General features: G+C 37.2%; 22 protein-coding genes. 2 read left to right on the top strand and 20 right to left on the bottom strand.

Annotated elements, in window-relative coordinates; genetic code table 11:
- Nucleotides 1–745: 745 nt before the first annotated feature.
- The 14 genes from NML69_RS03750 to NML69_RS03685 all read right to left on the bottom strand — a co-directional run bounded on the left by NML69_RS03750 (nt 746) and on the right by NML69_RS03685 (nt 16,987).
- A complete protein-coding gene (locus NML69_RS03750; protein ID WP_198459100.1) occupies nt 746–1,012 on the bottom strand; it encodes a transcriptional regulator in 267 nt (88 codons plus the stop codon).
- 66 nt (nt 1,013–1,078) lie between these two features.
- Complete coding sequence (locus tag NML69_RS03745) at nt 1,079–5,620, bottom strand: PBECR4 domain-containing protein (protein ID WP_254725353.1); 4,542 nt, start codon at nt 5,618–5,620, stop codon at nt 1,079–1,081.
- Between the two features lie 14 nt (nt 5,621–5,634).
- Nucleotides 5,635–7,470 carry a VirD4-like conjugal transfer protein, CD1115 family gene (locus NML69_RS03740; protein ID WP_254725352.1) on the bottom strand — a complete coding sequence of 612 codons (1,836 nt, stop codon included), beginning with the start codon at nt 7,468–7,470 and terminating at the stop codon, nt 5,635–5,637.
- Nucleotides 7,471–8,004: a hypothetical protein gene (locus tag NML69_RS03735; RefSeq protein ID WP_254725351.1), complete on the bottom strand. Its 534-nt coding sequence runs from the start codon at nt 8,002–8,004 to the stop codon at nt 7,471–7,473.
- Nucleotides 8,005–8,066: 62 nt separating this feature from the next.
- Nucleotides 8,067–8,852, bottom strand: a complete 786-nt coding sequence (locus NML69_RS03730; protein WP_254725350.1) for an LPXTG cell wall anchor domain-containing protein — start codon at nt 8,850–8,852, stop codon at nt 8,067–8,069.
- Nucleotides 8,853–8,915: 63 nt separating this feature from the next.
- A complete protein-coding gene (locus tag NML69_RS03725) occupies nt 8,916–9,872 on the bottom strand; it encodes a hypothetical protein (RefSeq protein WP_254725349.1) in 957 nt (318 codons plus the stop codon).
- Nucleotides 9,856–10,119, bottom strand: a complete 264-nt coding sequence (locus NML69_RS03720) for a hypothetical protein (protein WP_254725348.1) — start codon at nt 10,117–10,119, stop codon at nt 9,856–9,858. The genes NML69_RS03725 and NML69_RS03720 overlap by 17 nt, the downstream gene beginning before the upstream one ends.
- Before the next feature lie 22 nt (nt 10,120–10,141).
- The gene (locus NML69_RS03715) at nt 10,142–10,768 is read right to left on the bottom strand and encodes a hypothetical protein (RefSeq protein ID WP_254725347.1); all 627 of its coding nucleotides are present in this window, start codon (nt 10,766–10,768) and stop codon (nt 10,142–10,144) included.
- Nucleotides 10,769–10,784: 16 nt separating this feature from the next.
- Complete coding sequence (locus NML69_RS03710) at nt 10,785–13,196, bottom strand: phage tail tip lysozyme (RefSeq protein ID WP_254725346.1); 2,412 nt, start codon at nt 13,194–13,196, stop codon at nt 10,785–10,787.
- 11 nt (nt 13,197–13,207) lie between these two features.
- Nucleotides 13,208–15,574 (bottom strand): VirB4-like conjugal transfer ATPase, CD1110 family, encoded by a 2,367-nt coding sequence (locus NML69_RS03705; RefSeq protein ID WP_254725345.1) that lies wholly within the window; start codon nt 15,572–15,574, stop codon nt 13,208–13,210.
- Nucleotides 15,528–15,884: a PrgI family protein gene (locus NML69_RS03700; RefSeq protein WP_254725344.1), complete on the bottom strand. Its 357-nt coding sequence runs from the start codon at nt 15,882–15,884 to the stop codon at nt 15,528–15,530. The genes NML69_RS03705 and NML69_RS03700 overlap by 47 nt, the downstream gene beginning before the upstream one ends.
- A 70-nt stretch (nt 15,885–15,954) precedes the next feature.
- Nucleotides 15,955–16,365, bottom strand: coding sequence for a hypothetical protein (locus NML69_RS03695; RefSeq protein ID WP_198459098.1), 411 nt, complete (start codon nt 16,363–16,365; stop codon nt 15,955–15,957).
- Nucleotides 16,366–16,388: 23 nt separating this feature from the next.
- A complete protein-coding gene (locus tag NML69_RS03690; protein WP_232619928.1) occupies nt 16,389–16,586 on the bottom strand; it encodes a hypothetical protein in 198 nt (65 codons plus the stop codon).
- A gap of 230 nt (nt 16,587–16,816) precedes the next feature.
- Nucleotides 16,817–16,987, bottom strand: coding sequence for a hypothetical protein (locus NML69_RS03685; RefSeq protein WP_000729971.1), 171 nt, complete (start codon nt 16,985–16,987; stop codon nt 16,817–16,819).
- A gap of 404 nt (nt 16,988–17,391) precedes the next feature.
- On the opposite strand from NML69_RS03685, the gene NML69_RS03680 reads away from it, so the two are divergent.
- Together NML69_RS03680 and NML69_RS03675 are read left to right on the top strand one after the other, a co-directional pair.
- Nucleotides 17,392–17,625, top strand: a complete 234-nt coding sequence (locus NML69_RS03680) for a DNA-dependent RNA polymerase subunit epsilon (RefSeq protein WP_000639581.1) — start codon at nt 17,392–17,394, stop codon at nt 17,623–17,625.
- Nucleotide 17,626: 1 nt separating this feature from the next.
- Nucleotides 17,627–19,306, top strand: a complete 1,680-nt coding sequence (locus tag NML69_RS03675; protein WP_000331970.1) for a ribonuclease J — start codon at nt 17,627–17,629, stop codon at nt 19,304–19,306.
- 40 nt (nt 19,307–19,346) lie between these two features.
- On the opposite strand, the gene mnmG is transcribed toward NML69_RS03675, so the two are convergent.
- The 6 genes from mnmG to NML69_RS03645 all read right to left on the bottom strand — a co-directional run bounded on the left by mnmG (nt 19,347) and on the right by NML69_RS03645 (nt 26,183).
- Nucleotides 19,347–21,260, bottom strand: coding sequence for a tRNA uridine-5-carboxymethylaminomethyl(34) synthesis enzyme MnmG (mnmG, locus tag NML69_RS03670; protein ID WP_254725343.1), 1,914 nt, complete (start codon nt 21,258–21,260; stop codon nt 19,347–19,349).
- A complete protein-coding gene (locus tag NML69_RS03665; RefSeq protein WP_254725342.1) occupies nt 21,250–21,681 on the bottom strand; it encodes an NUDIX hydrolase in 432 nt (143 codons plus the stop codon). Before NML69_RS03665 ends, mnmG begins: the two co-directional genes overlap by 11 nt.
- 8 nt (nt 21,682–21,689) lie before the next feature.
- A complete protein-coding gene (locus NML69_RS03660) occupies nt 21,690–22,145 on the bottom strand; it encodes an NUDIX hydrolase (protein ID WP_254725341.1) in 456 nt (151 codons plus the stop codon).
- A gap of 140 nt (nt 22,146–22,285) precedes the next feature.
- On the bottom strand, nt 22,286–23,407 hold the full coding sequence (mnmA, locus tag NML69_RS03655) for a tRNA 2-thiouridine(34) synthase MnmA (protein ID WP_254725340.1): 1,122 nt from the start codon (nt 23,405–23,407) through the stop codon (nt 22,286–22,288).
- Between the two features lie 160 nt (nt 23,408–23,567).
- Nucleotides 23,568–24,959, bottom strand: coding sequence for an argininosuccinate lyase (gene argH, locus NML69_RS03650; protein ID WP_254725339.1), 1,392 nt, complete (start codon nt 24,957–24,959; stop codon nt 23,568–23,570).
- Between the two features lie 27 nt (nt 24,960–24,986).
- Nucleotides 24,987–26,183, bottom strand: a complete 1,197-nt coding sequence (locus NML69_RS03645; RefSeq protein WP_045592735.1) for an argininosuccinate synthase — start codon at nt 26,181–26,183, stop codon at nt 24,987–24,989.
- Nucleotides 26,184–26,194 lie beyond the last annotated feature (11 nt).

Here is a 26,194-nt window from a genome sequence, read left to right as displayed (position 1 = left end):
CGTTAAAAGCGTAGATGATTTTTTGATTGGCAAATCTATCTAAATATTGTTGTGCTGACCGTTGCAAAGCATCCGCATACTTATTTAAAGTCCTTATGTCCGCATCTTCAGGGTATTTGTAGCCACCACGCAACCGATAACTTGACTTTACTGACTTGTCAATGTTAAAATATAACTGAACATTGGTAGGAAAATCAGGTTGAGCCTTTGGCTCTTCAGGCTGTGGTGCTGTCCTTGAGGGTTCGCCTTCTAAATAACCGGAATTGCGATTAAATAGTTCGCCCCCAGTGTTAGATGGCTCTTGACTTTTGTCAAGAGCTTTTTCTTTTTCGACCTAAAACAGAGACTTTTCAATATTATCCTTGAATTCTCACATATTACTCTTAGACTTTTTGAGAATACTCTTTGGCATGATTAATCTTTCCGTCAAAATTTTTATTTTTTAAATCGTTGATGTAATTCTTTTGTTCACCCTGAAAATAAGTCAATAGAGGTTCTTTATTGTCCCTAAGTTGAAGTGTTTCCAAGGCAGAGTAATAACATTTCTTATTCAAAACATCTATAATGAAAGGAACAATTCCTTCTTTTAGACACTCCGATTCTTTTTACTGGCAAGCATAGCAAGATGGTACCACCTTGCTGTTTTTAAAAGATTTATCCTGCCCCCCAATATTTATAATTTGATATTTGGGAGCAGGTAAATCTTTTAAATTTATTTTTGGGTATCCCCAAACCCCTAACTAAACTACTTAGTAAACTTCTTTACACTTTCAATAATTTCATTTTTAATATTTTGATATTCTTCTTCTGAAATACCTTCAAGAAAAGTAATTGTTTCTTTATATTCATTATATAAACCTTCATCAATTTCTTTTAGTTCATCAGCATATTCATCTAAAATTGAAATAGCTTTTCTCTTTTTGGATTCAATGAAAACTTCGTTTCTTGAATATGTTTCATTCTGATAATAGAATAGATTTAATAACAATGTTGTTTCAACTGTTTCATTCATTTTTTATTCCTCCGTTTGTTTTTTTTCTTGATATAAATCCATCAGATAATTGAGCGACAATATCATTTATAGATTCGCTTCTTTGTCGCTTGATAGTTCTTTTTTTGGAGATTGACTTCTCTCTTCTGATTGTATCACTTTTTCAGATTTTAATCTATCAATTTTTTCTTCAAAAGCATTTTTTGTAATTTCTTTTGATTTGTATTTTTCAAGTACAGTATCAATTTTTGTAATAAGAATATTCGCTTCTTTTTGGACGATATTAATTTGTTCTTCAAGATCTTTCAATCCTTCTTTATCTTCTGTCCAGGAAGCAAGATAACCAAAAGTATATTCACTTGTATCGATTCCATAGTGGTTTGAAACTACAAATGCAACAGATTCTGCTTGAAGTTCTCTCTCACTTCGTGATAGAGGATTGTCAAGAATTTTTTCGATAGAATGTAATTCTGAATGTGCCATTTCATGAATAATAGTTTTTAATGTTTGTTTTTCAGACATACCTGTTTGAATAACAATTTCATTGTTTTGTCTACTGTAATATCCTCCTGATCCTGTTCCAATGTCTTCAAATCTAATTGGAACTCCATTTTTTTCTGAGACTTCTTTCATAGATTTGTATAACACAGCATAATCTTTAAAAGTACCTTTTAATTCGTAAACAGGCTTAGGAAGCTCTTTTCCACTTGTTTGTGAAATATCAAAAACTGACACAAGTCTAAATGAAGTAAATATCTGTTCATTTCCATCTTTATCAAGTATAGGTTCCTTTGTGATAGGATCTCTTTTTTTCAGAGAAACAGGTGCCATAATTCGTAGAGGTTTTTCTCCTTTATTTACATGTCGTTCAAATTCGTTTTTCCATTTTGAATATGAAGTAACTAAAGTTGCTTGTGGATTTTGTTTTAAAATCAATTGCACATTTCTAGGAGAATATTCATGGAATTTGCTCATTGCTGTTAGATATTCTTTATAAGTATCAGATTCGAAATAATCTTTTATTCCATCTTTTAAAACATTGTATAATTCTTTTGGATTTTTCATATCAATTATTTCTGAAAGACTTTTTACTTGTTCTTTTTGGGGATGATTACTATCTATAGGATTGGAACCAAAACTAATTTCTTCATGATCCGATTTCCCATCACCATCAGTATCAGGACTGTAAGGATTTGTTCCCTGATTTCTCTCAACCGCATCAGGAATTCCATCACCATCAGTATCAATAGAAAGTTCTTCTTTCTTTGCTTCAGCTATTTTTTTATCTTCATTTTCTTTACGGATTCGTTCTATTTTTTCTAAAAATATTGCTTCTTTTTCCATTCCTATCCCTTCATATTTAACAGTATTGTTCTCAAAAGTATTTATACTTTGAATAATGTCTTGAGAAGCTTCCTTCTGCTTCTTTTCTTTTAAGATAGATAACATCTCCTCACCACCATCTTTAACATATTCTTCATTGATAGATAGTTTATCAAAGTGCCCATCACGTTCACGGAAGACTCCAAGAATAATCTTCTTATTAGCTTGTTCTAATTCTTTAGTTAGTATTCTTCTTGTTTTAAACACAGAAACCGGAAGAAGTCCATTTTCTTCAGTAGCTCTAAAAAGAATCATAATATCTTTATCATCAGCTTTTATCAGACCATCAAAGCGTCCTTGATATCTAGGTATATCTTGTAGTTGGCTAAAGTAAAAGGAACTTGCTTTGGTAACAACTTCTAAATCGGTTAAAATTTTTATTTTATCTAAGAAAAAATCATTGTTACTTAAACGAATATCTTCGTAGCTAAGTTCTCCGCCTTTAGCAAAATCGTAAAGAATTTGTTCAGGAGGTGTTCTTTTATTTACAATTTTTAAGCCTGTCAAGTGCATAAAGTTCTTTTCTAAGAAGTTGACTGTCACAATATTTCCATCAGAAGTAAAATAGTTTATTTTACTATTCGCTAAATTATCTCTATAAAATTGAGCCGCTTTCTGAATATCATGCCCCCTCCTATTTAATTTATTCAAATCGTATTCATCGATAGAATGGTCTATGCTTGTCTTAGTTGACTTAAATCCTCCTTTTATGGTAAAATTTAAATGTTGAGAGGATAATGTAGGGCGACTGGTAACAGAGCGTTCAAAGGTACTTGTTTCAAGTACGGGTGAGGTGCTACCTTCAGCTTCGGACTGTAAATAACCCTTGTACTGATAAGTCCTCTCAATTTTTTGTTGCTCTGAATCTGAAACAATCTCTTGACTTCGATTAAGAGGTTTTTCTTTTAGATGATTATTATCTATAGGACGGGAACCAAAACTATGCTCTTCATGATTTGATTTCCTATCACCATCAGTATCACGAGTAGCTTCTTCTTTAGTTGCTTCAGCTATTTTTTTAGCTTCTTCATTTTTTAAGATGGATAACAGTTCCTCACCCCCATCTTTGACATATTCTTCATTAATAGAGAGTTTATCAATGTGTCCTTTTCGTTCACGAAAAACACCAAGGATAATTTTCTCATTTCCCTCTAGTTCATAGGACATATTTTTGCTAACTTTCATAACTGAAGTAGGAACTCCAACACCATCAATGTCTCTCAATGCAAGTAATAAGCTTTTATCTTTAGCTATGATTGCTTGAGATAAATTAATTCTGTTAAATTTTTCAATTTGATATAAATTATCAAAATAGAAAGAACTTGCATCAATAACCGCTTCAAAGTCAGATAACACTTGCAATTTCTTAAATGCTGCTCCCCGATTAGCAATCATAATATGATCAAACTCTCCTTTACCTTCGACAAAGTCAAGTAATGATTTCTCCGAGGATTGATTTTCTTTTACTGGTGCTATTCCGGTAAGATGCATAAAATTTTCTTTCTTAAAAAAGACAGAAACCATTTTAATTTCATCTTCTTCTTTGAAAAAATATGATACCTTGCTATCTGCCACTGTATTTAAATACCAGATAGCAGTTTGTTGTAACTGTGGTGCATATCTATTTAACTTACGTAATTCATTTGCATTAATTGGGTGATAATTAGGTTTATAAATTGACTTTTCTTCGTCTAATATGGTAAAATGGAGCGAAGATTGAGACTGAGTTTGGTTCGGTGACGAGCCATTCAAAGGTTGCGATTTATTCGCTTCAGGTAGAGGTGCTGCCTTCTGAGAATTCTCAGAAAAATCCCCGACTACGTTCTCAATCTTTTTTATTTGCCCTTGAGAGTTATCGAGGGCCTTTTCTTCGCTCATTTTTAAGTAATCATTCCAAGCCATTTTTTCTATTCCTTCCATCTTTGAGGGTAGATCTGCAGTTAAGCCGATTTTTTTTGCTGTCAATTTTTCAATGAAAGCATGTCCTGCGTCATCATTATCAATAGCAAGTGTAATTAAGTCCTGATGATTACCATCCTTAAAAAAAGTGCTTAATTTAGCTGTTTCAGCAAGGAAGGAAGATTTTTTCTCCTGGTCAACCTCGTCATTCAGTTCACCAACTTCAGACAAGAGTTCTGCTACGTGACGACTCACAGTTGATTCTTTTAAGCCATCCATAGCAACTAGACGGACATCTTGAAGGTTATCCTTATGAAGTTCATAATAACTCATTAAATCAATAGGAGATTCTGCAAAAATCAAACGTTTTGGTTCTCCAATATCAACATTCATTCCTGTAGTGCCATCAGAAGATCTCATAATTTGTTTTAAGCGCCCTTTATCATATCGTGAATGGTTTTCTACTATCCCTTGAAGGGATGCTCCTATGACCTCATTATGTTTGTCTAGACTCTTAAACACTATTACAGGTTCAAAATAATCTTCACTTTTTTTAGTAGCCTGCGCAAGTACCTCTTTTCCTATAAAAAAGTCTATTGTTTCATTAGATAGCCCTCTTATATTATGTAAATATTCTCTTGCTTCTCTCAAATCTGTTTCAAAAGGTTCTAAGTAGTATTTGAAATGTTCTTTTTCAGAAACAATAGTGGCACTAGCAACTGAAATTTCTTGATTCTCTAAGAAATGTTTAGCTTGTTTAAAAGTGTATTTTTCGCCTGTAAGTTCTTCCTGTACCACTTGAACCATCTTGATAACATCCCCTCCAATTGAACGAGCAAACCAATTGAAATAATTGTCTCTAGTGTTTAGTGTGAAGGAATCATGTTCTTTCCAAGAGAAGGTATGAGTTCCTGTTCGTTTAACTTCCATACCCAACTTATCAGCTACCTCTAAGATTGAAAGATTCTTAAGATTTTCAATACTAGTCATTGATTTCTCCTCTCTTCGTTGAGTAGTCATGGTTTTAATTTGAAGTAGAGAATCTATGTTTTCTTGTAGATAGTGTAGTTGGTTATATGATGCAGGAATTTGTTCAACTTCTAAAATATCCTCATAGTGAACAGGGTATGTAAAGAGATGAGGAGATAATTTTTTAAATTCATCTAAATCTATTTGTCTTATGATAGTGCCAATAAATTGATTTAGAATTTCCCCTGGTTTACTATCTTCTGTTATGTGTTCTTCTAACACGAATTTTTTCAGAGAGTTGGCCATAGTTGAAATATCTACTGCTGAAAAGAACGAATCAAAATAACCTACCCCGTTAATTTTTATTTCTTGTTTCATTTCTACTCCCACTATTATATTTCAAAAGGTAGGTCCATATCAATTACATCAGAAGCGCTAACTTCTACCTGTATATCATGCTTCACATTTATATCCCAATCATCAACATCAGACATGGAACGTATATATTGATACCAATTAGAATCATTTGGTGCACTAGCAAGCTCTTTGGCACGTGGATGCTGGAAAACATTAGTTTTCTTATCTCTAAATACATTTTGTTTAGAGATGAAAATGAGAGCTTCATCTGTACCTATACGTGCAACTTCATCAGGAGTAAGTAGATCACGTTGAATGGTCTGAATCGATTGACTACTAGATCCTTGTGTCCCTCTTGTTTGAGATTGATTTTTAACATTAATTGTCTGTTTCCCACTACGCATAGAAAAATAGGTCATTGTTTCTTTATCATTTGTACCCAAATAAATCAAGGTAGCACAGTTATTAAAGATAGTCTCCCATTGTTCCTTATAAAGTGCCTTAAGTTGGCTGATGGCTTGAATTATAATATCAATAGAAATTTCACGTGAACGTACTGAAGATAACGTTTCAGTAAAGTTTGGAAAACGTCCAAAGTTAGCAAATTCATCTAGAATTAAACGTATATGGAGTAAGTCTTCAGGCTTACAAGTAGGGTGTAGCCCTTGGATAATTTCATCTGCTGTTTTTGGTAACTGTCTAAACATCATTGTAAACATTGTTGTAGCAATGAAGTTAAATGATTTATCTGTTTCAGGTATAGCAATAAAGACTGCGGTTTTTTCTGTCTGCCATTTCTCCATTTCCATTGAATCACGTGAGGTTAGATTTCTTATGGATTCGTGGTCAAATACAGCAAAACGTGAAGATGCAATAGATAATACAGAAGTCATTGTTTTACCTTCAAAATTGCTATTAAACAAATCCCACTGTCTGTTAGCATAGTTTCCTGGCAATTCTTCTTCAAGTTCTTCAAACATTCTTTCTACAACACTAGGAATTTCATCATTATCTTTTTTGATATTTCTTAAAAGATCTGCTACCTGAGCGATATTGGGTTCGTATTTATTCAATACTTTACCATCAAAATAAAGATACCCAATTAATGCTCTTATCAGGAGCATTTCTGCCTGATTCCAAAAATCTTCACCGATATTATCTGATCGTTTTGTACCTGCTATAATTGCTTCAGCAACCCTATCAATATCCAATTCATCATGCATATAGTGAAAAACATTGAATTGATTTGAATTTGTTAAAGTTACCAAATCAAATACCTTGATTTTATACCCATTGTTTTCAAGCATTTTACCGGTTTCACGTACTAGAAGTCCTTTAGGATCAGTGATGACAAATGAACTATTCATTTGCATAATGTTAGGTTTCACAAAAGTAAATGTTTTACCATCACCCGGCAATCCCACTGTAAGAGTATTTTTGTTAAGTTGGCGTTCAAAAGGTAATCGTTTATTGTAGAGTCCCATTCGTGCATTTTGACTGAAAATCATATCATTTTCAGGATTTTTATCTCTAAAACCCTCTAGTTCTTTTAGAGTTGCATAGCGAGCTGAACCATATTCTTCACCATATCGATAATGCCCCTTGTCACCTATACGAAAATAAAAAATTAAAACAATGAATGAAGCGATACCGCCACTAAATAAGCTTATTGTTGTAAATTTAAAATCAATCAGCGATTTACTAGACCAATTAGCAAGCATCCAATTGATTCGATCATTATCAAATAAAATAACCCCTGGTGTACTTGGAGCAATATCATACAGTTTAACTAACCAATGAACTACATAAAAAAGAAGTGATCCTACAACTAGATAAGGAATGAATTTTCGTCGTTTCTGTTCACTAACCATTTATAATCCTCTTCCATCTTTTGAAATTGTTTTCTGAGCTGTTTTAGCTTTTACTTTTGATTGAATATCACGTTTAACTTGTTTTTTGTAGTAAGTTATTTTGTCTTTCAAGTTCATATTTTTAGGTGAGTTAGTGAGTTTTTGAATCATTTTTTCTGATTTTGTTGGATCTGTTAAGTCATTAATAACCCCTTTAAAACTATTTTCAAGGGCCTTAATATTCTTAGCATCAATAGCAATTGTACTGGTGCCATTCTTATTATCCTTTATAGAAAATCCAATGCCATATTCTTTCAAATACTTTTTAAGTCGTTCAGAATTGAGTTCAGAGTTCATAAATGTTTCAAAATGCTTCGTTTCTTTTGTAGCCAAGAATTTATTCCAATTTGTTTGTTTATGAAAGTCCTTATTATTAACATAATTTTTAACATTATTATAGTCTTGTTCAAGACTGTAATAAAGTGATTTTATCAAAAGTTCTCCACTTAGTTTATAAATGTCTATTACTTTCATAGCGATTTGTTCTTGATCCATTTGTATCCTCCTTTCTAAGAAGAAAAGCACTCAATATTTATTGAGTGCCCATTATTATATTTTTAAATTGAACGCTTTTTAAAGAAATAACCTAGGAGAGTTGCTAACAAACCAATTCCTGCAAAAGTCATCATTAGACTCTCTTTTTCTCCTGTATTTGGTAGTGTTTTTAGTTTTCCATCATGACTAGTTACTGAAATAGTTTTATCTTCGTTTAGTGTTCCTCCAACTTCTTCAGGAGCTACAACAGATCCATCAGAAAGAACTACGTTACCATTTCTTGTGCCAACAATTGAATCCCCTGTATTTGTCTGAACCGGTGCTTGAGGCGTTACTTCTTCAACGACTTGACCTGTGACTTGTGAAGTTGTCCCAACTTGAGAAGCTCCTGTATCAGCTGCTGTTTGAGCGGATACATTCGGGTTATTTGTTGGAGCGTCTACATTTTTGTCCTTATCTTGATTGTTTGATGAATTTGTTGTTGCATCAGTTAATGGATTTGTTGTTGCGCCATTCGCTAAAGATGGTTTAACTTCATTTGAATCTGATGAACTTGTTGGAACATTTGAACTAGGATCTGATGAAGTTGTTGGAACATTTGAACTAGGATCTGATGGTGCAACTGAAGATGGTGTTTCTTGCTCAGAAGTAGTTTCTGATGGTGCAGTTGATACAGCAGGTACATCAGTGTCGCTTGATGGAACTGTTGAAGGTTCGGAACTTGGAGCTACTACAGCAGGTACATCTGTTGAGGCAGGAACTGTAGTATCTGCAAATGTTAATTGAGGACTTACTGATGCAAGTAGTGCTACTGATGAAAGAGTGATTAGTTTATTAAATTTAGTCATTTTATTTCTCCTTTTTAATGTTTGCTTTAATGTTTATTTTTATATTTATTTTAATGAATACGGTTATTCGGTGAAGTTAGAAATTTGTGGTTGATCCACTAGAACATATCCATAGGTGGATCCTTCTTCAGCTTGAAAAGGAAGAGTTAGCCGAACTGTTTTGATATTTGAATTCTCTTCTAATGTTGTCACTACAAATGTAACATAAATTATGTTATCAACTTCAGATAAAGACTCGTAAATTGTTGATTGAACTTGGGAACCTTTTTTAGCCTCTACTCCTTTTAATTTTGAATCTTTAGTAAAAAATTTAATTAAGTTATCTGATTTTCCTGAATAATAGTTTGCAATGAAAAATCTTCCAACTACTTCAATTTTTCCTTGTTTCTCTTCAAGACTTATTCTATTTTCAAGCTCTGTAATTTTTCCATTCTGTTTTTGTAACAACATAAATGTTGTTATAGAAAATCCTATTGTACAAATAACTAAGAACAGGGAAATAAGTGAAACTAGAGATAGTTTTTTATTTCTAGCTTGTTTCTCTACTTTTTTTTGAGACACTTCTTTAGTTTTTTGCATCTTGCTTGTTTTTTGAATAACCTGGTGTTCTTTAGATGAAATGGATTCTTCTTTTTCTACACGTATTGTAGATGGTATATTTTTAGATGAAAGGTCTTCACTAACTTCTACCGTTTTCCGATCTGTTACGACTTTCTCTTTTGATTTTTTCTCCTTCGGTTTTGATTTTTCCCCTTTACCACGATTTAGAAAACCAAAAGACTTTTTCTCTTTTTTAAAACCAAATCCTGAAAAAACTTCCTCAACAATCGATTCAAGAGGTAATGTCAAATTTAGACTATCTAAAATTTTAGATTCTTCTCCTAAGTGTTCAACTTGTAGTTTCAGAGTCTCCCCTCTATCTTCAGCCCAGACTGATTTTTCATTAATTAAAGAGAGAAGTTCATCCCTATTTTGACATATTTCTTGTTGCCGAGTTTGTGTATTAGTAATCCTGAACATTACTATCACCACCAGTCTTAGAAGCTATATTTGTTTCTTTTGCAAATCTTTCTAATTCTTCTATTGATTTACCTGATTCAGTCATTAGAGCAACAATATAATCAGCTTGAACAGTATTTAAATTTTTACTAATATCTTTTTCTTTTTTCAAAAGAATAGATTTCTGATCCTGAATTTTTTTAAGTTCCTTCTGATACTTTTCTATTTTACCCTTCAACGTTTCACTCTGAGATTTTCTAGTAACCATTCTTTTTTCTCCTTCTCGGTATCTAGTTAGTTTCTTTTTTTTGTTCGCCTGTTCCCTTAGATTGTTCCTCAGACGGTTTAGAACTATCTAAAATTCCATAGTCACCAGTCTGGTCAGTTAAAATAATTGACTCGATCTTATTAACCTTTAATGTACCATTATCATTAATATAACTCAAGCGTAATGTCTTTTTGTTCAAAACATCTTTTTGTGCGGTATCCAAATTCTTCTTATCATCAAGTAAAGTATTTACATAATTAACTTGAGTGATAACTTGTAATTTTTCTTGATTGATATAAATTTCAGCGCTTTGAAATTTATAATCTATTACAAAGCCTTTGTAAGTTTGGTTTACAGCTTCTTCTTCTTTTGCGACTTGTTGTTTATAAAGCCCATCTGTCATATAATCTTTATAACGATTTCTATTTTCACCCAGATCTTTTTTAGTGTAGTAGTTTAATAGAAACTCCTTAACCTGATCCTGAGTAAGGACTTGTGCAGATTGTGCTTCCTTTTGTTCTGTATCTTCTTTTTTTGTATTAGTCGCTGTTATTGATTGCCCAACTCCTACTCCAATCACTACTGCGAGAACCAGAAGTAGAATATAACCAATAAATTTTATTGCTTTAATTTTTGCTAAGTCTAACATAATTCTCCAATCTTTTTTATTTTGGCGGGATTGCAAAGGATAAATAACTTTGATTAGTCCAAACAGTCCAGTGAATTTGATTTTGAACACCTAAGATGTTACATTCTGATACTAAAAAAGTTCCATCCTCATTGACATGTTCAACATAGGCTACATGACCATATTCAGTTGGTGTTCCCCAGAATCCACCTTGTATAGACATAACTGCTCCTGCTACTGGTTTATCACTATACGTCCATCCTAGACCAACTAAATTTCTAACCCAATCTTGACCGTTTCCTAACCAATTATAATGTGGTGCATTTGCCTCCACTAATCGATTATATACATACCAAGTACATTGTCCTGCTGGATATGTATTACCATTTAAACTAGAAGAAACTGTTGCTCCTGATGGATAGCTTTTAATTTTAGACGAATATTCTGGAGGAAAACCCCAAGAACTTTCGAGAACTGAACTTCCTCCTCTGCTACTTCCTCTAGGTTTTTTTAGATAAGATAAAACCTGCTGAGCATTATTTTGTCGCTCTTTTAACTTATCTCCTGAATTTCCTTCCCAATACACTAAGAAGTGATTAGTTAGTGAATTAACATCGTCATTGGAATGAAGAACATCTTTTAGAATTTGAATATAATAAGGACTATCTCCGTTTAACATAAAATCAAGTTGAAGTTCAAGATCATACCATTTTTTGCCTTTATCTTTTGCATAGTTTAATAATGCTGTATGCCGAACAGAACCATCTGCAGTATCTGTCCACTGTCCTAGTCCAATTCCTCTATGGACGATATTTGGATATTTGCCTCCATAAATTTCAGCATTTCCCATATTCAACCAATTAGGATCATCCCAGGAGCTAGCTGATGCTCCAACAGGGGGATTCAGATAGTCTCCTTCAGCCCTTTTTGCTGTGATTGATGATTCAGTCCAAAAGTTCCCTAGCATCGCGGAAGTGCCATTTAAAGTTACATCACTATCTTGTTTTTTTAAATAGTTATATATATTACTAATTTTTTTACCAATATCTCCATCAAGATTCATATCTGAAATTACAGAAGTGGTTTGATTGTACTCAACTTTTGGAAAATAGAAACCAACATTGACCCAAACCCACTCTTTCTTTTTCTTATTTTTCTTGAGTTTTTGATAGTAAACTTCTTGTCCTGAAGTATCACTAACTTCTCCAATCTCAGAACCAACCTTAATCCGGTCGCCATCATTTACACGTATGTTGGAAACATTTTTATAGGTAAACTCTGCTGTTCCTGTTGTAATAAGAACATCTTTTTCTTTTATAGAAATCTTACCTTCCATTACAGCATAGAGTTTTGATCCTTGATTAGCTTGTAAAACTGAACCATTATATATTTCCGTTTTAGAAACATAACCAAACCGTTTATCGATTCGTATCGGATCTAATTTTTCATCATTAATCTCAGAACTAAAAGGGTTTGCTAAATCATTATAGGTCACATAGTAACCAACTTGTTTAGCTTGCTCTAAAACTTCGTTATACTCTTTTAACTCAGATTCACTCAACTTAAGATACTTATTTTCTGAAGAAGTGTAAATATCAGCCATTGTTTTAAGATTATCTTTATCCTTATTTAAATCGTCCCAAATAGTCGACAAAAGATCTTTATAAGGTTTGTTGAATTCCCACCACTTTTTATCTTTATTATATGGAGAATCTAATTTATAATCCTTGTGTTTATAGCCCATAAACATCATGATTTCATCAATATTAGTCCAATAATCAACTTTATCTGTGGATTTTTCTCTGTCAATCTTCGAAATATATACCCATGTATCTGTAAGATCAAATTCGTTTTGAGATACTGTTGTACTTCCTCCCCCTGCTATTGCACCAATAATAGCAACTAATAGGAAAGTAAAGAATAGAATAAGGTAAGTTTTTACTGATAACGGATTCTTAATTATGCTGAATAGGGGTTTGCTAACTTTTGAAGCTATTTTTTTAGTTTTCCTTCCAAATTTAGCAGTTTTAGAAGCGTTTATTCTAGCTCGCAAACGTTGATATTTGTTTTTAGCTTTTGTTTCCCAACGAGCAGATATCGGCGTCCTAGTAAAACCTCTACCACGAACAAGATTGTAGGTTCTGTTTCCTCCTGAATAGATACCTTTTGTTGCTCCTGAAGAAATTTTAACAGAGTACTTCCCAAGCTTTTTAACTTGCTCAACTCGAGCGTGTGTCTGCCTGATTTTTTGGCGAGCAGAAGCAAGATCCTCTAAAGTATCATCACCTTGTAAACTTGTATCTACAAATTGACTGGCTTGACTATGTACAACTCTTCCAACTTTTTGAAATTTAGTCTCTCCCTGACGTTCAATTGCTTTATGTTTTCTTTTATATGAGCTCGGAGAACTCTTCCTTGTGTACGCGGTCTTCCTTGTTTTTTTCGACAACCCAACACCTCCTATGCATCAGTCGCAACTAATTCAAATAATTTTGTATCTTTAGGGATTGGATTTTCAAAAGGCACAACAACCTGACCAGCAACAATTAAACCTGTTCCTTTTGCCTTTGGTTTTTCAATATACCTTGTTAGAGTTGGAGTTAGGCTAATTGCTTTGGACAAAGCCGTTAAATCTGATTTTTTATGCTTCAGAAGAATCATAAACTCACTATTTGAGACTAACTTCCGGCCTTCTTCTTTATTCATGAGTGTTTCGATATTTTGAGTAATAGCTGTTGCTATTGCTCCATACTTACGAACACGTGAGTAAAGTTCTGTAAAGAAAACAGCTTGAGCAACTTCTTTAAAGAAAAGTTGCACCTCGTCAAAATAAATACGCGTAGTTAATTTACCTTGAGAGGATACGACTTGATTCCAAATATAGTCCTGAATAACCATCATTGCAAACGGCTTTAGTTTCCCTGTTAAACGCTTCAAATTAAATACAACAAATCTATCAGTTATATCTACATTTGTCTCATGAGCAAAGATATTCTGAGAACCCTTCGCATAGATTTCTGATTTGAGAGCTAGCTCTTTTGCTTCAGGTTCTTCTTGTTCTTGTAAAATATCATGCCAATCTTTTAATGTTGGCTTTCTATCCATATTTGCAAATCTAGAGTATGTTTCACGAGTGACACGGTCAATAATAGCATATTGAACATCTCCTACTTCATCTAGAATTGATTCAAACAACCCCATCAATAGATTAGATTTATCACCTATTGGATCATTATCTTCATCCTTCAATTGACTCATATCAGGCAAATCCAATAAGTTCAAATGAGATTTCGAACCAATAAAAATATCGACTTGTTGAGCATTGAATTCTCGTCCAATGTCGGAATATTCATCTTCGGGATCCACAATGATAATCCTATCTTCAGGATTTTTTAGATATGTTGGTATAATTTCCATAGTTTTAACGGTAACAGATTTACCTGAACCTGATGAACCAAGCACAACTCCTGAACCTGTATTAAGGTCAGCCTTACGGTCGACAGTGATTACATTATTAGATAATTGATTTTGACCATAATACAATGCACGTGGACTATTAGATTTTAAATCAACGTTAGTAAACGGAACTTGAGTAGCGATATTAGCAGTTGTCATGTCACGAACAAAGCGACGTTTTACATTTAAAAAAGTATGTCCTATAGGTAGAATAGTATTCAGTCCTTCTTCCTGGTAATAGTAGCATTCCTGGAAGTCAACTCCAACTTTACGTGATGCTGTTTGAATTTTATCAGTTATACTAGCAAGTTCCTCTTCATCATTTGCTTTAAAATAGATAGCAATGAGTCCTGAGAATGCTTTTTGGTCATTATCATCAATTTCTTCTTTCCAACGCCTTGTAGATTCCGAAATTTCACGAGAACGACCACTTACAGCCAACTCTTGATCAATCCCTTCTTGAGCACCTGAGCGCTGAGCTTTAACCATTTCAGCTTTAATTGTTGTATCAATATTATTGATTTTCTTCATAAAATTAGATGGCTCATAAGGTTCTGCATGTATTGTAATTGCCAACTCAACACCAATGTCAGTCAAATTTTTGATCATCTTATCAGTTAAAAAAGTAGGAAAGTTTCTAGCATACATAACTCTTGCTACTTCTTCATTAATTCGAAACCGATTCTCAAGAAATTGAAGTCTATTCGGTGCAATAAAATCTTTTGTATGTAATTCTGAAAGGGCTATATCCTTAAAAGTATAAGGCATTTTCCGCTTGCCAAGTAGTAGTTCTGAAAAAATATCAAGCCTTTCTTTTCCATCCAGTTCCTCAAATGAAATATCCATTTGAGCATATTGATTTTCAAGTGAATTCCCAAGTTCATTCAAATTAGAATCTGCTTGATTCTTGTTATATGCTTCAGTCCTAAGAGTAACATATTTCTCTACCTGAAAATTCTTTGAATCACTTGAGAATCGGCTCTCAATAATGTCATTGTATTCCCTACGGAAATCATCAAAGCCATCTCCAACTTCATCATATTTGATCTGTTCAACAACATTTTCTTCAATTCTTCTGTTAATAACTAAAAGCTGATAGGTAGATCCAGCATCAAGTGAATTCAATGCTTCAGCATGCGTATCAATCACATCAATTTTTTCTTCCTGATTTGCAGAAATATAAGCCACATCACCTAGTCTGTAAGTTCTTGACCATTCATTTTTAGCAATATGCATTAATCCATTTTCAAACAAACTATTATACCTAATCGTATTTTGTGTTGATGCTTTCATTGAACGTTTTAAACGTGCTTTTCGCTCTTTTTCAGCTTTCGTCAAATTCTTTGACTTTCTTCCAAGATTTAAAATCATCTTTTGTGAACTCCTCTCCTTCCCTAAATTCTGTCATATATGCTCTTTTCTGCACTTTTAAATTAAACAGTATCTTTTCCTTCACAGCCTCATCAAACCCCAAACCGTATATAATAAACGGGGGAGCAATTAATAAAGCAACAAGATACATAAAAATATCTGAAAGTTCCATTAGAGAAATTGAGATTGTTAGCGATACGACAACACTTATCCCTATCATCATTACCAATAACCGTTTTGTCAAACCAAATGCAATCGGTCTTTCGTAATTATCGAATTCTTTCAAAAATTCACTTCCTAATTTATTCATATTTTTTCTTCCTAGCTATAATAAAAACACTTTGATAACAAAGTGTTTGTTCAACATATAAAAATTCAATCTAATTTTTAATTTCTGAAATTGTAACAAAAATCGAAGCTATTAAACCTAGCCCCATAATAATTAAAACAATAGTACCATTAAATGGCCTGATACCAAGTGCTGTATGATTTAAAATAACTGTATCATATACAACATATACAATAAACCAAAAAATTGCAAATAAAATTGTCAATTTAAACCAATTAAGTAATATGGACATTAAAAATAACGGTGTTGCAATTAAAAATCCCACTATTAATACGACTATTGAACCTAGAAAATCAAATATTGTTTTTAAACTTGATAACTTAAAAGTAAATCTCTGTTTTTTAGGAGTCATTTCTTCTATATCGTTGCATTTTTCATTGATTGGAATTGATAACTTAAAATGATTTCCTTCTCTTCTAAACGAATATTTTTTTTCTGACATTTTACACTCTCCTACAAAATTTTTTAAGTTGATTCTTTATATACTTTATCAAAAATAGCGTCCCAGGATAGTTCTCTAATCAAGTTGTTTACTTTGCTCTTACCTGCATTATTCTTAATGGCATCACCAATTTCTTGCACGTCTAGCCCTACAACTTCAGCCATCCATAATTTGAGTTGGAAACTCGGATATTTACGAAACTTTGTTCTCCATTTTAACATTGGCTCTTGACTTCGGTCAAGGGCTTTTTGATGCTTTTAAAGTTGATTCCCTCAGTAAGCTATAGTAAAATATAAATATTGAGAGGATAACGTAGGGCGACTGGTAACAGAGCGTTCAAAGGTACCAACTTCTGGTACGGGTGTGGGACTGCCCTCAGCTTTGAGCTGTAAAGACCCCTGACTACCATTGGTCCTCTCTTTTTGCTTACTCTTAAATTAAGTGCTTGTCTTTACCTTTTAGTAAGCGCTCCACTCCATGCTATTTCTACATCGTTATACTTATAGATTGACTTCTTAGCCTCATAGATGATAGAATTAAGTAAAGGCTGAGATCGAGTTTGATTTGGTGACAAGTCATTCAAAGGTTGCGATGCATTCGCTTCAGGTAGAGGTGCTGCCATCTGGACTGCTCCAGGAAAATCCCCGAGTTTTGTCTCAGCCTTTTTATTTGCTCTTGAGATTTCTCAAGAGCTTTTTCTTTTTTCAAAGATATCATTCTGTCCCAACCATCCACTCCAACGATTAATGAAACTAGAACTGTATTCTTCCTCAAACCTACTATCTCTTTAGATTCCCCCTTTAATTATAACACCTAAGCGCTCTCCGACCAAATCCTACCTGTCTTTTTGCTCCTCCTTCCCCTCCCGACTTTCTCCATTTCCGTCTTTTACTAATTTTTCATTTTGTGGTATAATTGAAATAATTGTAACGAATCAAGGTCAATCTAGACACAAAATGGAATGAAATCAAGCAAATCTCTGCTAAAAGTTTGGAATAAGCTGACCTGTAAATAGAAAGGAACTATATGATTTACAAAGTTTTTTATCAAGAAACAAAAGAACGTAGCCCACGTCGTGAAACAACACGCTCACTTTACCTAGACATCGATGCCAACTCAGAACTTGAGGGCCGTATCGCTGCTCGCCAACTTGTCGAAGAAAACCGCCCAGAGTACAACATCGAATTCATCGAACTCTTGTCTGACAAATTGCTAGATTACGAAAAAGAAACTGGCGCTTTCGAGATTACGGAGTTCTAATATGGCCTACACTCTTAAACCTGAAGAAGTTGGCGTTTTTGCCATCGGTGGTCTGGGAGAAATCGGGAAAAACACATACGGAATTGAATACCAAGACGAGATTATCATCGTCGATGCTGGGATTAAATTCCCAGAAGATGACTTGCTGGGTATCGACTATGTCATTCCTGATTACTCTTACATCGTGGACAATATCGACCGCGTCAAGGCTGTTTTGATTACACACGGACACGAGGACCACATCGGTGGGATTCCTTTCCTGCTCAAGCAAGCAAATGTCCCTATCTACGCTGGACCACTCGCCTTGGCTTTGATCCGTGGAAAACTCGAAGAACACGGTCTCTTGCGCAACGCCAAACTTTACGAAATCAACCACAACACTGAGTTGACCTTTAAAAATCTTAAGGCAACTTTCTTTAGAACCACTCACTCTATTCCAGAACCTTTGGGGATTGTCATTCATACTCCTCAAGGGAAAATCGTCTGTACGGGTGACTTTAAGTTTGACTTTACTCCCGTTGGGGAACCTGCGGACTTGCACCGGATGGCAGCCCTTGGTGAAGAAGGCGTACTCTGCCTCCTCTCTGACTCGACAAATGCAGAAGTGCCAACCTTTACCAACTCTGAAAAAGTCGTTGGTCAGTCCATCATGAAGATCATCCAAGGCATCGAAGGACGTATCATCTTTGCATCCTTTGCCTCAAATATCTTCCGTCTCCAGCAAGCAACGGATGCCGCTGTTAAGACTGGACGCAAGATTGCGGTCTTTGGACGTTCGATGGAAAAGGCCATTGTCAATGGGATCGAGCTTGGCTACATCAAAGCTCCTAAGGGAACCTTTATCGAGCCAAATGAAATCAAAGACTACCCTGCAGGCGAGGTTCTGATCCTCTGTACAGGTAGTCAAGGCGAGCCGATGGCTGCCCTCTCTCGTATCGCTAACGGAACCCACCGTCAGGTGCAACTCCAACCCGGCGATACCGTTATCTTCTCTTCAAGTCCTATCCCTGGAAATACCACTAGCGTCAACAAGCTGATTAACATTATCTCAGAAGCTGGTGTCGAAGTCATTCACGGAAAGATTAACAATATCCACACCTCTGGACACGGTGGTCAGCAAGAGCAAAAACTCATGCTCCGCTTGATTAAGCCAAAATACTTCATGCCTGTCCATGGTGAATACCGCATGCAAAAAGTCCACGCTGGACTAGCGGTGGATACGGGTGTCGAGAAGGACAATATCTTTATCATGAGCAATGGTGATGTGCTTGCTCTTACTGCTAACTCAGCCCGTATCGCAGGGCACTTCAATGCCCAAGACATCTATGTCGATGGAAATCGTATCGGTGAAATCGGCGCTGCTGTCCTCAAAGACCGTCGTGATCTATCTGAAGATGGTGTCGTTCTAGCAGTCGCAACTGTTGACTTCAAGTCTAAAATGATCTTGTCTGGTCCTGACATCCTCAGCCGAGGCTTTGTCTACATGAGAGAATCTGGTGACTTGATTCGCCAAAGCCAGCGCATCCTCTTCAATGCAATTCGTATCGCGCTGAAGAACAAAGATGCTAGCGTGCAATCTGTCAATGGCGCCATTGTCAACGCTATTCGTCCTTTCCTCTATGAAAACACAGAACGTGAACCGATTATCATCCCGATGATCCTCACACCAGATGAAGAATAATAAATCAACAAAACAGCCCCGTCTTCGGAGCTGTTTTTCTCTATACTTTCTTTTCTTGGGTTTTAGAAATACTACGATTTTTACCTTCCAGATAGACCATCAAAATAGAAATATCTGCTGGATTTACTCCCGAAATGCGGCTAGCTTGGCCGATGGTTTCTGGATTGATGAGTTTGAACTTCTGACGAGCTTCTGTCGCGATAGAATCAATATCATCCCAATCAATATTGGCTGGAATGCGTTTTTCTTCCATGCGCTTCATCTTGGCAACCTGATCCATAGCTTTGGAAATATAGCCTTCATACTTGATTTCTGTTTCAATCAATTCGATAATCTTGTCATCCAAGTCCTCTGCAGCTGGTCCGATGAAGGCCACCACATCTTGATAAGACACTTCTGGACGGCGAAGGAATTCTTTGGCTGTCACTGCATCTGTCAACGGCTTGAAGCCCAGCTCCTCAACCTTAGCATTGGTTTCCTTAACTGGCTTAAGTTTGATGCTGTCAAGACGCTTCATCTCATTGTCAAATTGATTTTTCTTGATTTCAAAACGAGCCCAGCGTTCATCATCCACAAGGCCAATCTCTCGACCCATCTCGGTCAAACGCATATCAGCATTGTCATGACGGAGGATGAGACGGTATTCAGCACGACTGGTCAAGAGACGGTAGGGTTCAATAGTTCCCTTTGTCACCAAATCGTCAATCATGACCCCAATATAACCGTCACTGCGCTTCAAAATCAATTCAGGCTTGCCTTGGATTTTCAGAGCCGCATTGATACCTGCGATAATCCCTTGACCAGCAGCTTCTTCGTAACCTGACGTTCCATTTGTCTGACCAGCAGTAAAGAGTCCTGAGATTTTCTTGGTTTCCAAAGTCGCACGTAACTGGTGTGGCAAGACCATATCGTACTCAATGGCATAACCTGTTCGCATCATCTCTGCATTTTCCAGACCTTTAATGGAATGAACCAGCTCACGTTGGACATCCTCAGGCAGACTGGTTGAAAGACCTTGGACATAGACTTCCTCTGTATTGCGTCCTTCTGGCTCAAGGAAGAGTTGGTGACGTTCCTTGTCCGCAAAGCGCACAATCTTGTCCTCAATTGATGGACAGTAACGAGGTCCCACCCCCTTAACCACACCTGTGAACATAGGCGCACGGTGGAGGTTGTTTTGGATAATCTCATGACTGATACCGTTGGTGTAGGTCAACCAGCATGGCACCTGATCTTTGACATAGTCTTTATCACGCGAAGTATAAGAGAAGTGATTTGGCGCTTCGTCCCCTGGCTGAATCTCTGTCACGTCGTAATTGATAGAAGAAGCCTTGACACGTGGAGGTGTTCCTGTCTTGAAACGACCAATTTCGAGGCCTAATTCCTTAAGGTTATCAGCAAGGTTAATCGAAGCTAGGCTGTGGTTAGGACCTGACGAGTACTTGAGGTCGCCGATGATGATTTCCCCACGGAGGGCTGTTCCTGTGGTCACAATAACGGCTTTTGCTCCATACTCTTGGTGAGTCGCTGTTCTCACACCAACTACCTTGCCATCTTCCACCAAAATCTCATCAATCATGGTTTGACGAAGGGTCAGGTTCTCTTGATTTTCAACTGTCTTGCGCATCTCCTTAGAGTAAAGTTCCTTGTCAGCCTGCGCACGAAGGGCACGGACAGCTGGACCTTTCCCAGTGTTGAGCATCTTCATCTGGATGTAAGTCTTGTCAATGGTCTTGGCCATTTCGCCACCGAGGGCATCGACTTCACGCACGACAATTCCCTTAGCAGAACCGCCGATAGAAGGATTACAAGGCATGAAAGCCAGCATTTCAATGTTGATGGTCGCAAGCAAAACCTTACAGCCCATACGGCTGGCTGCTAGAGATGCTTCCACCCCCGCGTGCCCCGCACCAATTACAATAATATCGTATTCTTCCGTAAAATTATAAGTCATTTCTTAACCTTTCAAAAATTTCTCGCAAATAAGGAACTAACTTCTCCTCCTCTAGAGCTTGATCCATAGTAACCCATTTAAAATGTGTATGCTCTTCAGGATCTAATCTGATAATTGGCTTCTCCCCAACCCACTCTGCTTTATAAACTAAGCGAGTAAAGACAGTATCCTTAGAGGTATCCAGTTGACTATCTTCGTGAAGAAGTTTGAACGAACTGCTATCTAGCCTAACTCCCACTTCTTCAATGCATTCTCTAAGAGCACCATCTCGCGGAAGTTCACCCTTTTCAACCCCGCCACCAGGAATATCCCAGTAAGTTGGATAAACGTTGGGTTCTCCTCTTTTAATTTCCGAACGCTGAATGAGCAAATAATCACCACCACTATGAATAAGTACATGGGCAATAAGCTTAACCATCATTTTCTCTCCTATTCCTCAAGATGAATGTGTCTTAGTTGGCCATCCCAAGTTGGCAGAGCTGTTTTTAAAAAGGCTGGAACTAACTGGATATTCTGGAGCTGATCCAAGTTGATCCACTCACAGGGCTGCCTTTTCTCATCCTCCTGCATGGTCAACGGAGCATCCTCAAGCAAGTCCACCAGATAATGAAACTCGATGTTGTGATAGGAAACACCGTCTTGTTCAAAACGATTTTCAACCACGAAAGCTAGCTGCCCAGCTTGAGCTTTGACACCTAGTTCTTCCCTCACTTCACGGATTACCGCTTCTTCCGTGCTTTCATTGACTTGAATCGCACCGCCAATTGTGTAATACTTGCCCTTGTCTTTGGTAACTAGGAGCTTGCCATTTTGGATAATCAAGGCTGTCGCACGAACGCCAAAAACCGTATTTCCCACTTTTGTCCGAAAGTCTTGTTGAGTCATTCTTGTCCTTTCCTCTAAACGACACAAAAACAGTCAAAACTCCAAAGAAGTGCAGGACAAAAAAGCCTGCAACATCCATGAGCTTTGACCATCATTTCTATTGCTTTTATTATTGTAGCAAATTGAGAAAATTTGTCAATCTAAATGTACTGACAAACTTGTCCATCGCGGTAGGCATTGTCAATCAAACCGCCACCTAGACACTCTTCGCCATCGTAAAAGACAACTGCCTGTCCTGGTGTAATCGCGCGTTGTGGCTCTGCAAAGATGACCTCTGCCTTGTCTCCTTTGACATGTACAGTCACCTTAGAATCAGGCTGACGGTAGCGGAATTTAGCTGTGCATTCTAGCGTAAATTCCTCTGGCATGTCACGAGTAAAGTTAACTTGACTAGCCTCTAGGCTAGTTGACATGAGCGAATCATGGTAGAATCCTTGGCCGACATAGAGGATATTCTTGCTTAGGTCTTTTCCGACAACGAACCACGGTGCATTGTCACCGCCGTGTTGCCCACCGATACCGAGTCCACCACGCTGACCAATCGTATAATACATCAGACCTGCATGCTCCCCCATATCGCGACCATCCACAGTCATCATGCGACCAGGCTGAGCTGGCAGGTAGTTGCTGAGAAAGTTTTTAAAGTTCTTTTCTCCGATAAAGCAAATCCCTGTCGAGTCTTTCTTCTTAGCGGTCGCAAGTCCAGCTTCTTCTGCTAGTCTGCGAACTTCAGGCTTTTCCAAATGCCCCAGTGGGAACATGGTTTTTTGGAGTTGTTCTTGAGAAAGTTGGCTGAGGAAATAGGTCTGATCCTTGCCATTGTCCACGCCACGAAGCATGTGAACTGTCCCGTCCTCATCACGCGCCACTCGAGCATAATGCCCAGTCGCTACATAATCTGCACCCAAGGTCATGGCATAGTCCAAAAAGGCCTTGAACTTGATTTCCTTGTTGCACATAACATCTGGATTTGGCGTGCGCCCCGCACGGTATTCCGCTAGGAAATACTCAAAGACGCGGTCCCAGTACTCTTTTTCAAAATTAACAGAGTAGTAGGGAATGCCGATCTGGTCTGCCACCGCAGCCACATCCTTGTAATCCTCGGTCGCCGTACAGACGCCGTTTTCGTCTGTGTCATCCCAGTTCTTCATGAAGATACCGATCACATCGTAGCCCTGCTCCTTGAGCAAGAGAGCCGTCACCGACGAATCAACACCACCACTCATCCCCACAACAACACGTGTTTTAGAGTTATCACTCATGGTAAGTCTCCCATCTATTCGTTTATTCACGATTGAAGGTCGTGTGTGCTTCACGATTGAAGGTCGCTTGAGCAGTATTCATTATAACACGCTTGATTGGAGAAGACAAGAAAGAGGCTGATAAATCATCTCAACCTCTCTTCCTTACTTTGCAAACGAATCAATTTTCCCCTTTAAGTTCTTTCTTCGCTTGTTCTATCTGGTATTTCACTTGCTCAAAGCCGGTTCCTCCTAAGGAATTCCGTCTCTGAACAGCGGTTTCTGGACGCAAGTAGATATAAATATCCTCTTCAATCAAGGGATGGTAGGCTTGCAACTCCTCCAAATCCCAATCTTGGATATTTTTACTATGCTTGATAGAGTCTAGAACCAATTTCCCTACTATTTCATGCGCTTCTCTAAAGGGGAGGCCTTTTTCAGCCAAATAATCTGCCAGTTCGGTCGCATTCGAAAAATCATTCTCTGTAGATTGCTGCATTTTGGCCTTATTAACCTGCATGCTCGATAGCATACCTGCCAACACATCCAGAGAATTCAAAATCGTTTCTACTGTATCAAACAGGCCTTCCTTGTCCTCTTGCAAATCCTTATTGTAGGCCAGAGGCAAAGACTTCATGACGGTCAATAGTCCAAGCAAGTGCCCGTAAACCCGTCCTGTCTTCCCTCGAATCAATTCGGCCATATCAGGATTTTTCTTCTGGGGCATGATAGACGAACCCGTTGAAAAGCTATCAGACAAGCTAATGTACTGATACTCAAAACTGCACCAATTGATGATTTCCTCACAAAAACGACTCATATGCATCATCAACATGCTGGCATTTGACAGAAATTCCAAGATAAAATCACGGTCACTCACTGCGTCCAAGGAATTGGTATAGGGTTGTTGGAAGCCCAATAAATCACTCGATAATTGACGATCGATTGGAAAAGTTGTCCCCGCTAATGCAGCCGCACCCAGGGGAGATAGGTCCGTATGTTTTAGGTTAAATGCAAAGCGTTCGCTATCCCTTTGGAACATATTGTAATAAGCCATGAGATGGTGGGCAAAACTAATCGGTTGGGCGTGCTGCAAATGGGTATAGCCTGGCATGATGGTTTCCACATGTTTTTCAGCCAAATCCAGCAAAACACTGTTCAGATTCGCCAACTTATCCAAAACATGCCCAAGCTGCTCCTTTAGATATAAGTGCATATCCGTTGCGACTTGGTCATTCCGAGAACGAGCCGTATGTAGTTTCCCAGCCAGAGGACCGATTTCCTCTGTCAGCAACACTTCCATATTCATATGAATATCTTCATTTGCAATATCAAAATGAAGCTCCCCTGCCTCTAAATCTCGCAACAAAGCTTTCAGACCATCTTGGATCTGCTCTGCCTCTTCCAAGCTCAAAATGCCAGTCTGTCCTAGCATTTGAACATGAGCTAGGGAACCCATCAAATCAAATTTTGCCAGCTGATGATCAAAGGAAATACTCGCACCGAACTGCTCTACCCAATCTTCCACAGTGCCTTCAAATCGACCACCCCATAATTTTGTATTTTTCGACATATCCTGTCGTCCCTTTCTATCGCGTCACTACTCAACATTTTTCTGAACTTCTGAATAAACCTTAGTCGGAAGCCCCCAAAGCTTGATAAATCCAACAGCCGCATCTTGGTCAAAGGTATCCGCACTGGTATAAGTCGCCAAATTTTCATCGTAAAGAGAATTTGGTGATTTCCGAGCCACTACCTGGGCGTTCCCCTTATAAAGTTTAACTTTTGCAGTTCCATTGACAACTTTCTGTGTCTCCTTGATATAGGCAATCAAAGCCTGAGTTGCTGGGCTAAACCACAAGGCATTATAGATGAGATTGGACAACTCATTTTCGATAATAGGTTTGAAATGAGCCACTTCTCTCACAAGAGTCAAGTCTTCAATCTCCTTATGAGCTGCCAATAAAGTCACAGCACCTGGGCACTCATAAATCTCTCTTGACTTAATACCAACTAGGCGATTTTCCACATGGTCAATACGACCAACACCGTGTTTACCCGCAATTTCATTGAGCTTTTGAATCAAATCCGCCACTTTCATCTTCTCACCATTGAGGGAGATGGGTACCCCACAGCTAAACTCAATGTCAATAAATTCTGGACTGTCTGGCGCCTCTTCTGGCGAAGATGTGATTCCAAATGCTTCTTCTGGCGCTTGGTTCCAAGGGTTTTCCAAGACACCACATTCATTTGCACGTCCCCAAAGATTTTGATCGACAGAGTAAGGATTGTCAAGGTCAGCAGGAACTGGGACACCGTTTTCTTTGGCATATTGGATTTCTTCTTCACGAGACCATTTCCACTCACGAACAGGCGCAACTACTTTTAAATTGGGATTCAAAGCTGCAATAGAGACTTCAAACCGAACTTGGTCGTTTCCCTTGCCTGTACAACCATGGGCAATTGTGGTTGCCCCCGTCTGATGAGCTATTTCAACGAGTTTTTTTGAAATAAGAGGGCGACTCAGAGCAGATACCAAGGGATACTTCTGTTCGTAGTAAGCATGTGCCTGAAGAGCCACTAAAACATAGTCATTAGCAAATTCTTCCTTAACATCAATGACATAAGACTCAACAGCCCCAACCTTGAGAGCTTTATCGTGGATGAACTCCAAATCTTTTCCTTCACCCACATCCATACAAACAGCGATTACATCATAGTCTTTTTTTAACCATGTAATAGCAACCGATGTATCCAATCCACCTGAATAGGCTAAAATAACTTTTTCCTTACTCATTTCTCTTCCTT

It is taken from the genome of Streptococcus sp. CF8-6, from assembly GCF_024295845.1.
GTDB lineage: Bacteria > Bacillota > Bacilli > Lactobacillales > Streptococcaceae > Streptococcus > Streptococcus oralis_BO.
The sequence above is the reverse complement of the archived record's forward strand: the minus strand, read 5'-3'. Positions and strand labels throughout refer to the sequence as shown.

What these genes read in the sequence shown, in the direction of transcription:
- NML69_RS03750 (WP_198459100.1), bottom strand. Translation starts at nt 1,012, where the DNA reads ATGAATGAAACAGTTGAAACAACATTGTTATTAAATCTATTCTATTAT.
- NML69_RS03745 (WP_254725353.1), bottom strand. Translation starts at nt 5,620, where the DNA reads ATGAAACAAGAAATAAAAATTAACGGGGTAGGTTATTTTGATTCGTTC.
- NML69_RS03740 (WP_254725352.1), bottom strand. Translation starts at nt 7,470, where the DNA reads ATGGTTAGTGAACAGAAACGACGAAAATTCATTCCTTATCTAGTTGTA.
- NML69_RS03735 (WP_254725351.1), bottom strand. Translation starts at nt 8,004, where the DNA reads ATGGATCAAGAACAAATCGCTATGAAAGTAATAGACATTTATAAACTA.
- NML69_RS03730 (WP_254725350.1), bottom strand. Translation starts at nt 8,852, where the DNA reads ATGACTAAATTTAATAAACTAATCACTCTTTCATCAGTAGCACTACTT.
- NML69_RS03725 (WP_254725349.1), bottom strand. Translation starts at nt 9,872, where the DNA reads ATGTTCAGGATTACTAATACACAAACTCGGCAACAAGAAATATGTCAA.
- NML69_RS03720 (WP_254725348.1), bottom strand. Translation starts at nt 10,119, where the DNA reads ATGGTTACTAGAAAATCTCAGAGTGAAACGTTGAAGGGTAAAATAGAA.
- NML69_RS03715 (WP_254725347.1), bottom strand. Translation starts at nt 10,768, where the DNA reads ATGTTAGACTTAGCAAAAATTAAAGCAATAAAATTTATTGGTTATATT.
- NML69_RS03705 (WP_254725345.1), bottom strand. Translation starts at nt 15,574, where the DNA reads ATGATTTTAAATCTTGGAAGAAAGTCAAAGAATTTGACGAAAGCTGAA.
- NML69_RS03700 (WP_254725344.1), bottom strand. Translation starts at nt 15,884, where the DNA reads ATGAATAAATTAGGAAGTGAATTTTTGAAAGAATTCGATAATTACGAA.
- NML69_RS03695 (WP_198459098.1), bottom strand. Translation starts at nt 16,365, where the DNA reads ATGTCAGAAAAAAAATATTCGTTTAGAAGAGAAGGAAATCATTTTAAG.
- NML69_RS03690 (WP_232619928.1), bottom strand. Translation starts at nt 16,586, where the DNA reads ATGTTAAAATGGAGAACAAAGTTTCGTAAATATCCGAGTTTCCAACTC.
- NML69_RS03685 (WP_000729971.1), bottom strand. Translation starts at nt 16,987, where the DNA reads ATGGCAGCACCTCTACCTGAAGCGAATGCATCGCAACCTTTGAATGAC.
- NML69_RS03680 (WP_000639581.1), top strand. Translation starts at nt 17,392, where the DNA reads ATGATTTACAAAGTTTTTTATCAAGAAACAAAAGAACGTAGCCCACGT.
- NML69_RS03675 (WP_000331970.1), top strand. Translation starts at nt 17,627, where the DNA reads ATGGCCTACACTCTTAAACCTGAAGAAGTTGGCGTTTTTGCCATCGGT.
- mnmG (WP_254725343.1), bottom strand. Translation starts at nt 21,260, where the DNA reads ATGACTTATAATTTTACGGAAGAATACGATATTATTGTAATTGGTGCG.
- NML69_RS03665 (WP_254725342.1), bottom strand. Translation starts at nt 21,681, where the DNA reads ATGATGGTTAAGCTTATTGCCCATGTACTTATTCATAGTGGTGGTGAT.
- NML69_RS03660 (WP_254725341.1), bottom strand. Translation starts at nt 22,145, where the DNA reads ATGACTCAACAAGACTTTCGGACAAAAGTGGGAAATACGGTTTTTGGC.
- mnmA (WP_254725340.1), bottom strand. Translation starts at nt 23,407, where the DNA reads ATGAGTGATAACTCTAAAACACGTGTTGTTGTGGGGATGAGTGGTGGT.
- argH (WP_254725339.1), bottom strand. Translation starts at nt 24,959, where the DNA reads ATGTCGAAAAATACAAAATTATGGGGTGGTCGATTTGAAGGCACTGTG.
- NML69_RS03645 (WP_045592735.1), bottom strand. Translation starts at nt 26,183, where the DNA reads ATGAGTAAGGAAAAAGTTATTTTAGCCTATTCAGGTGGATTGGATACA.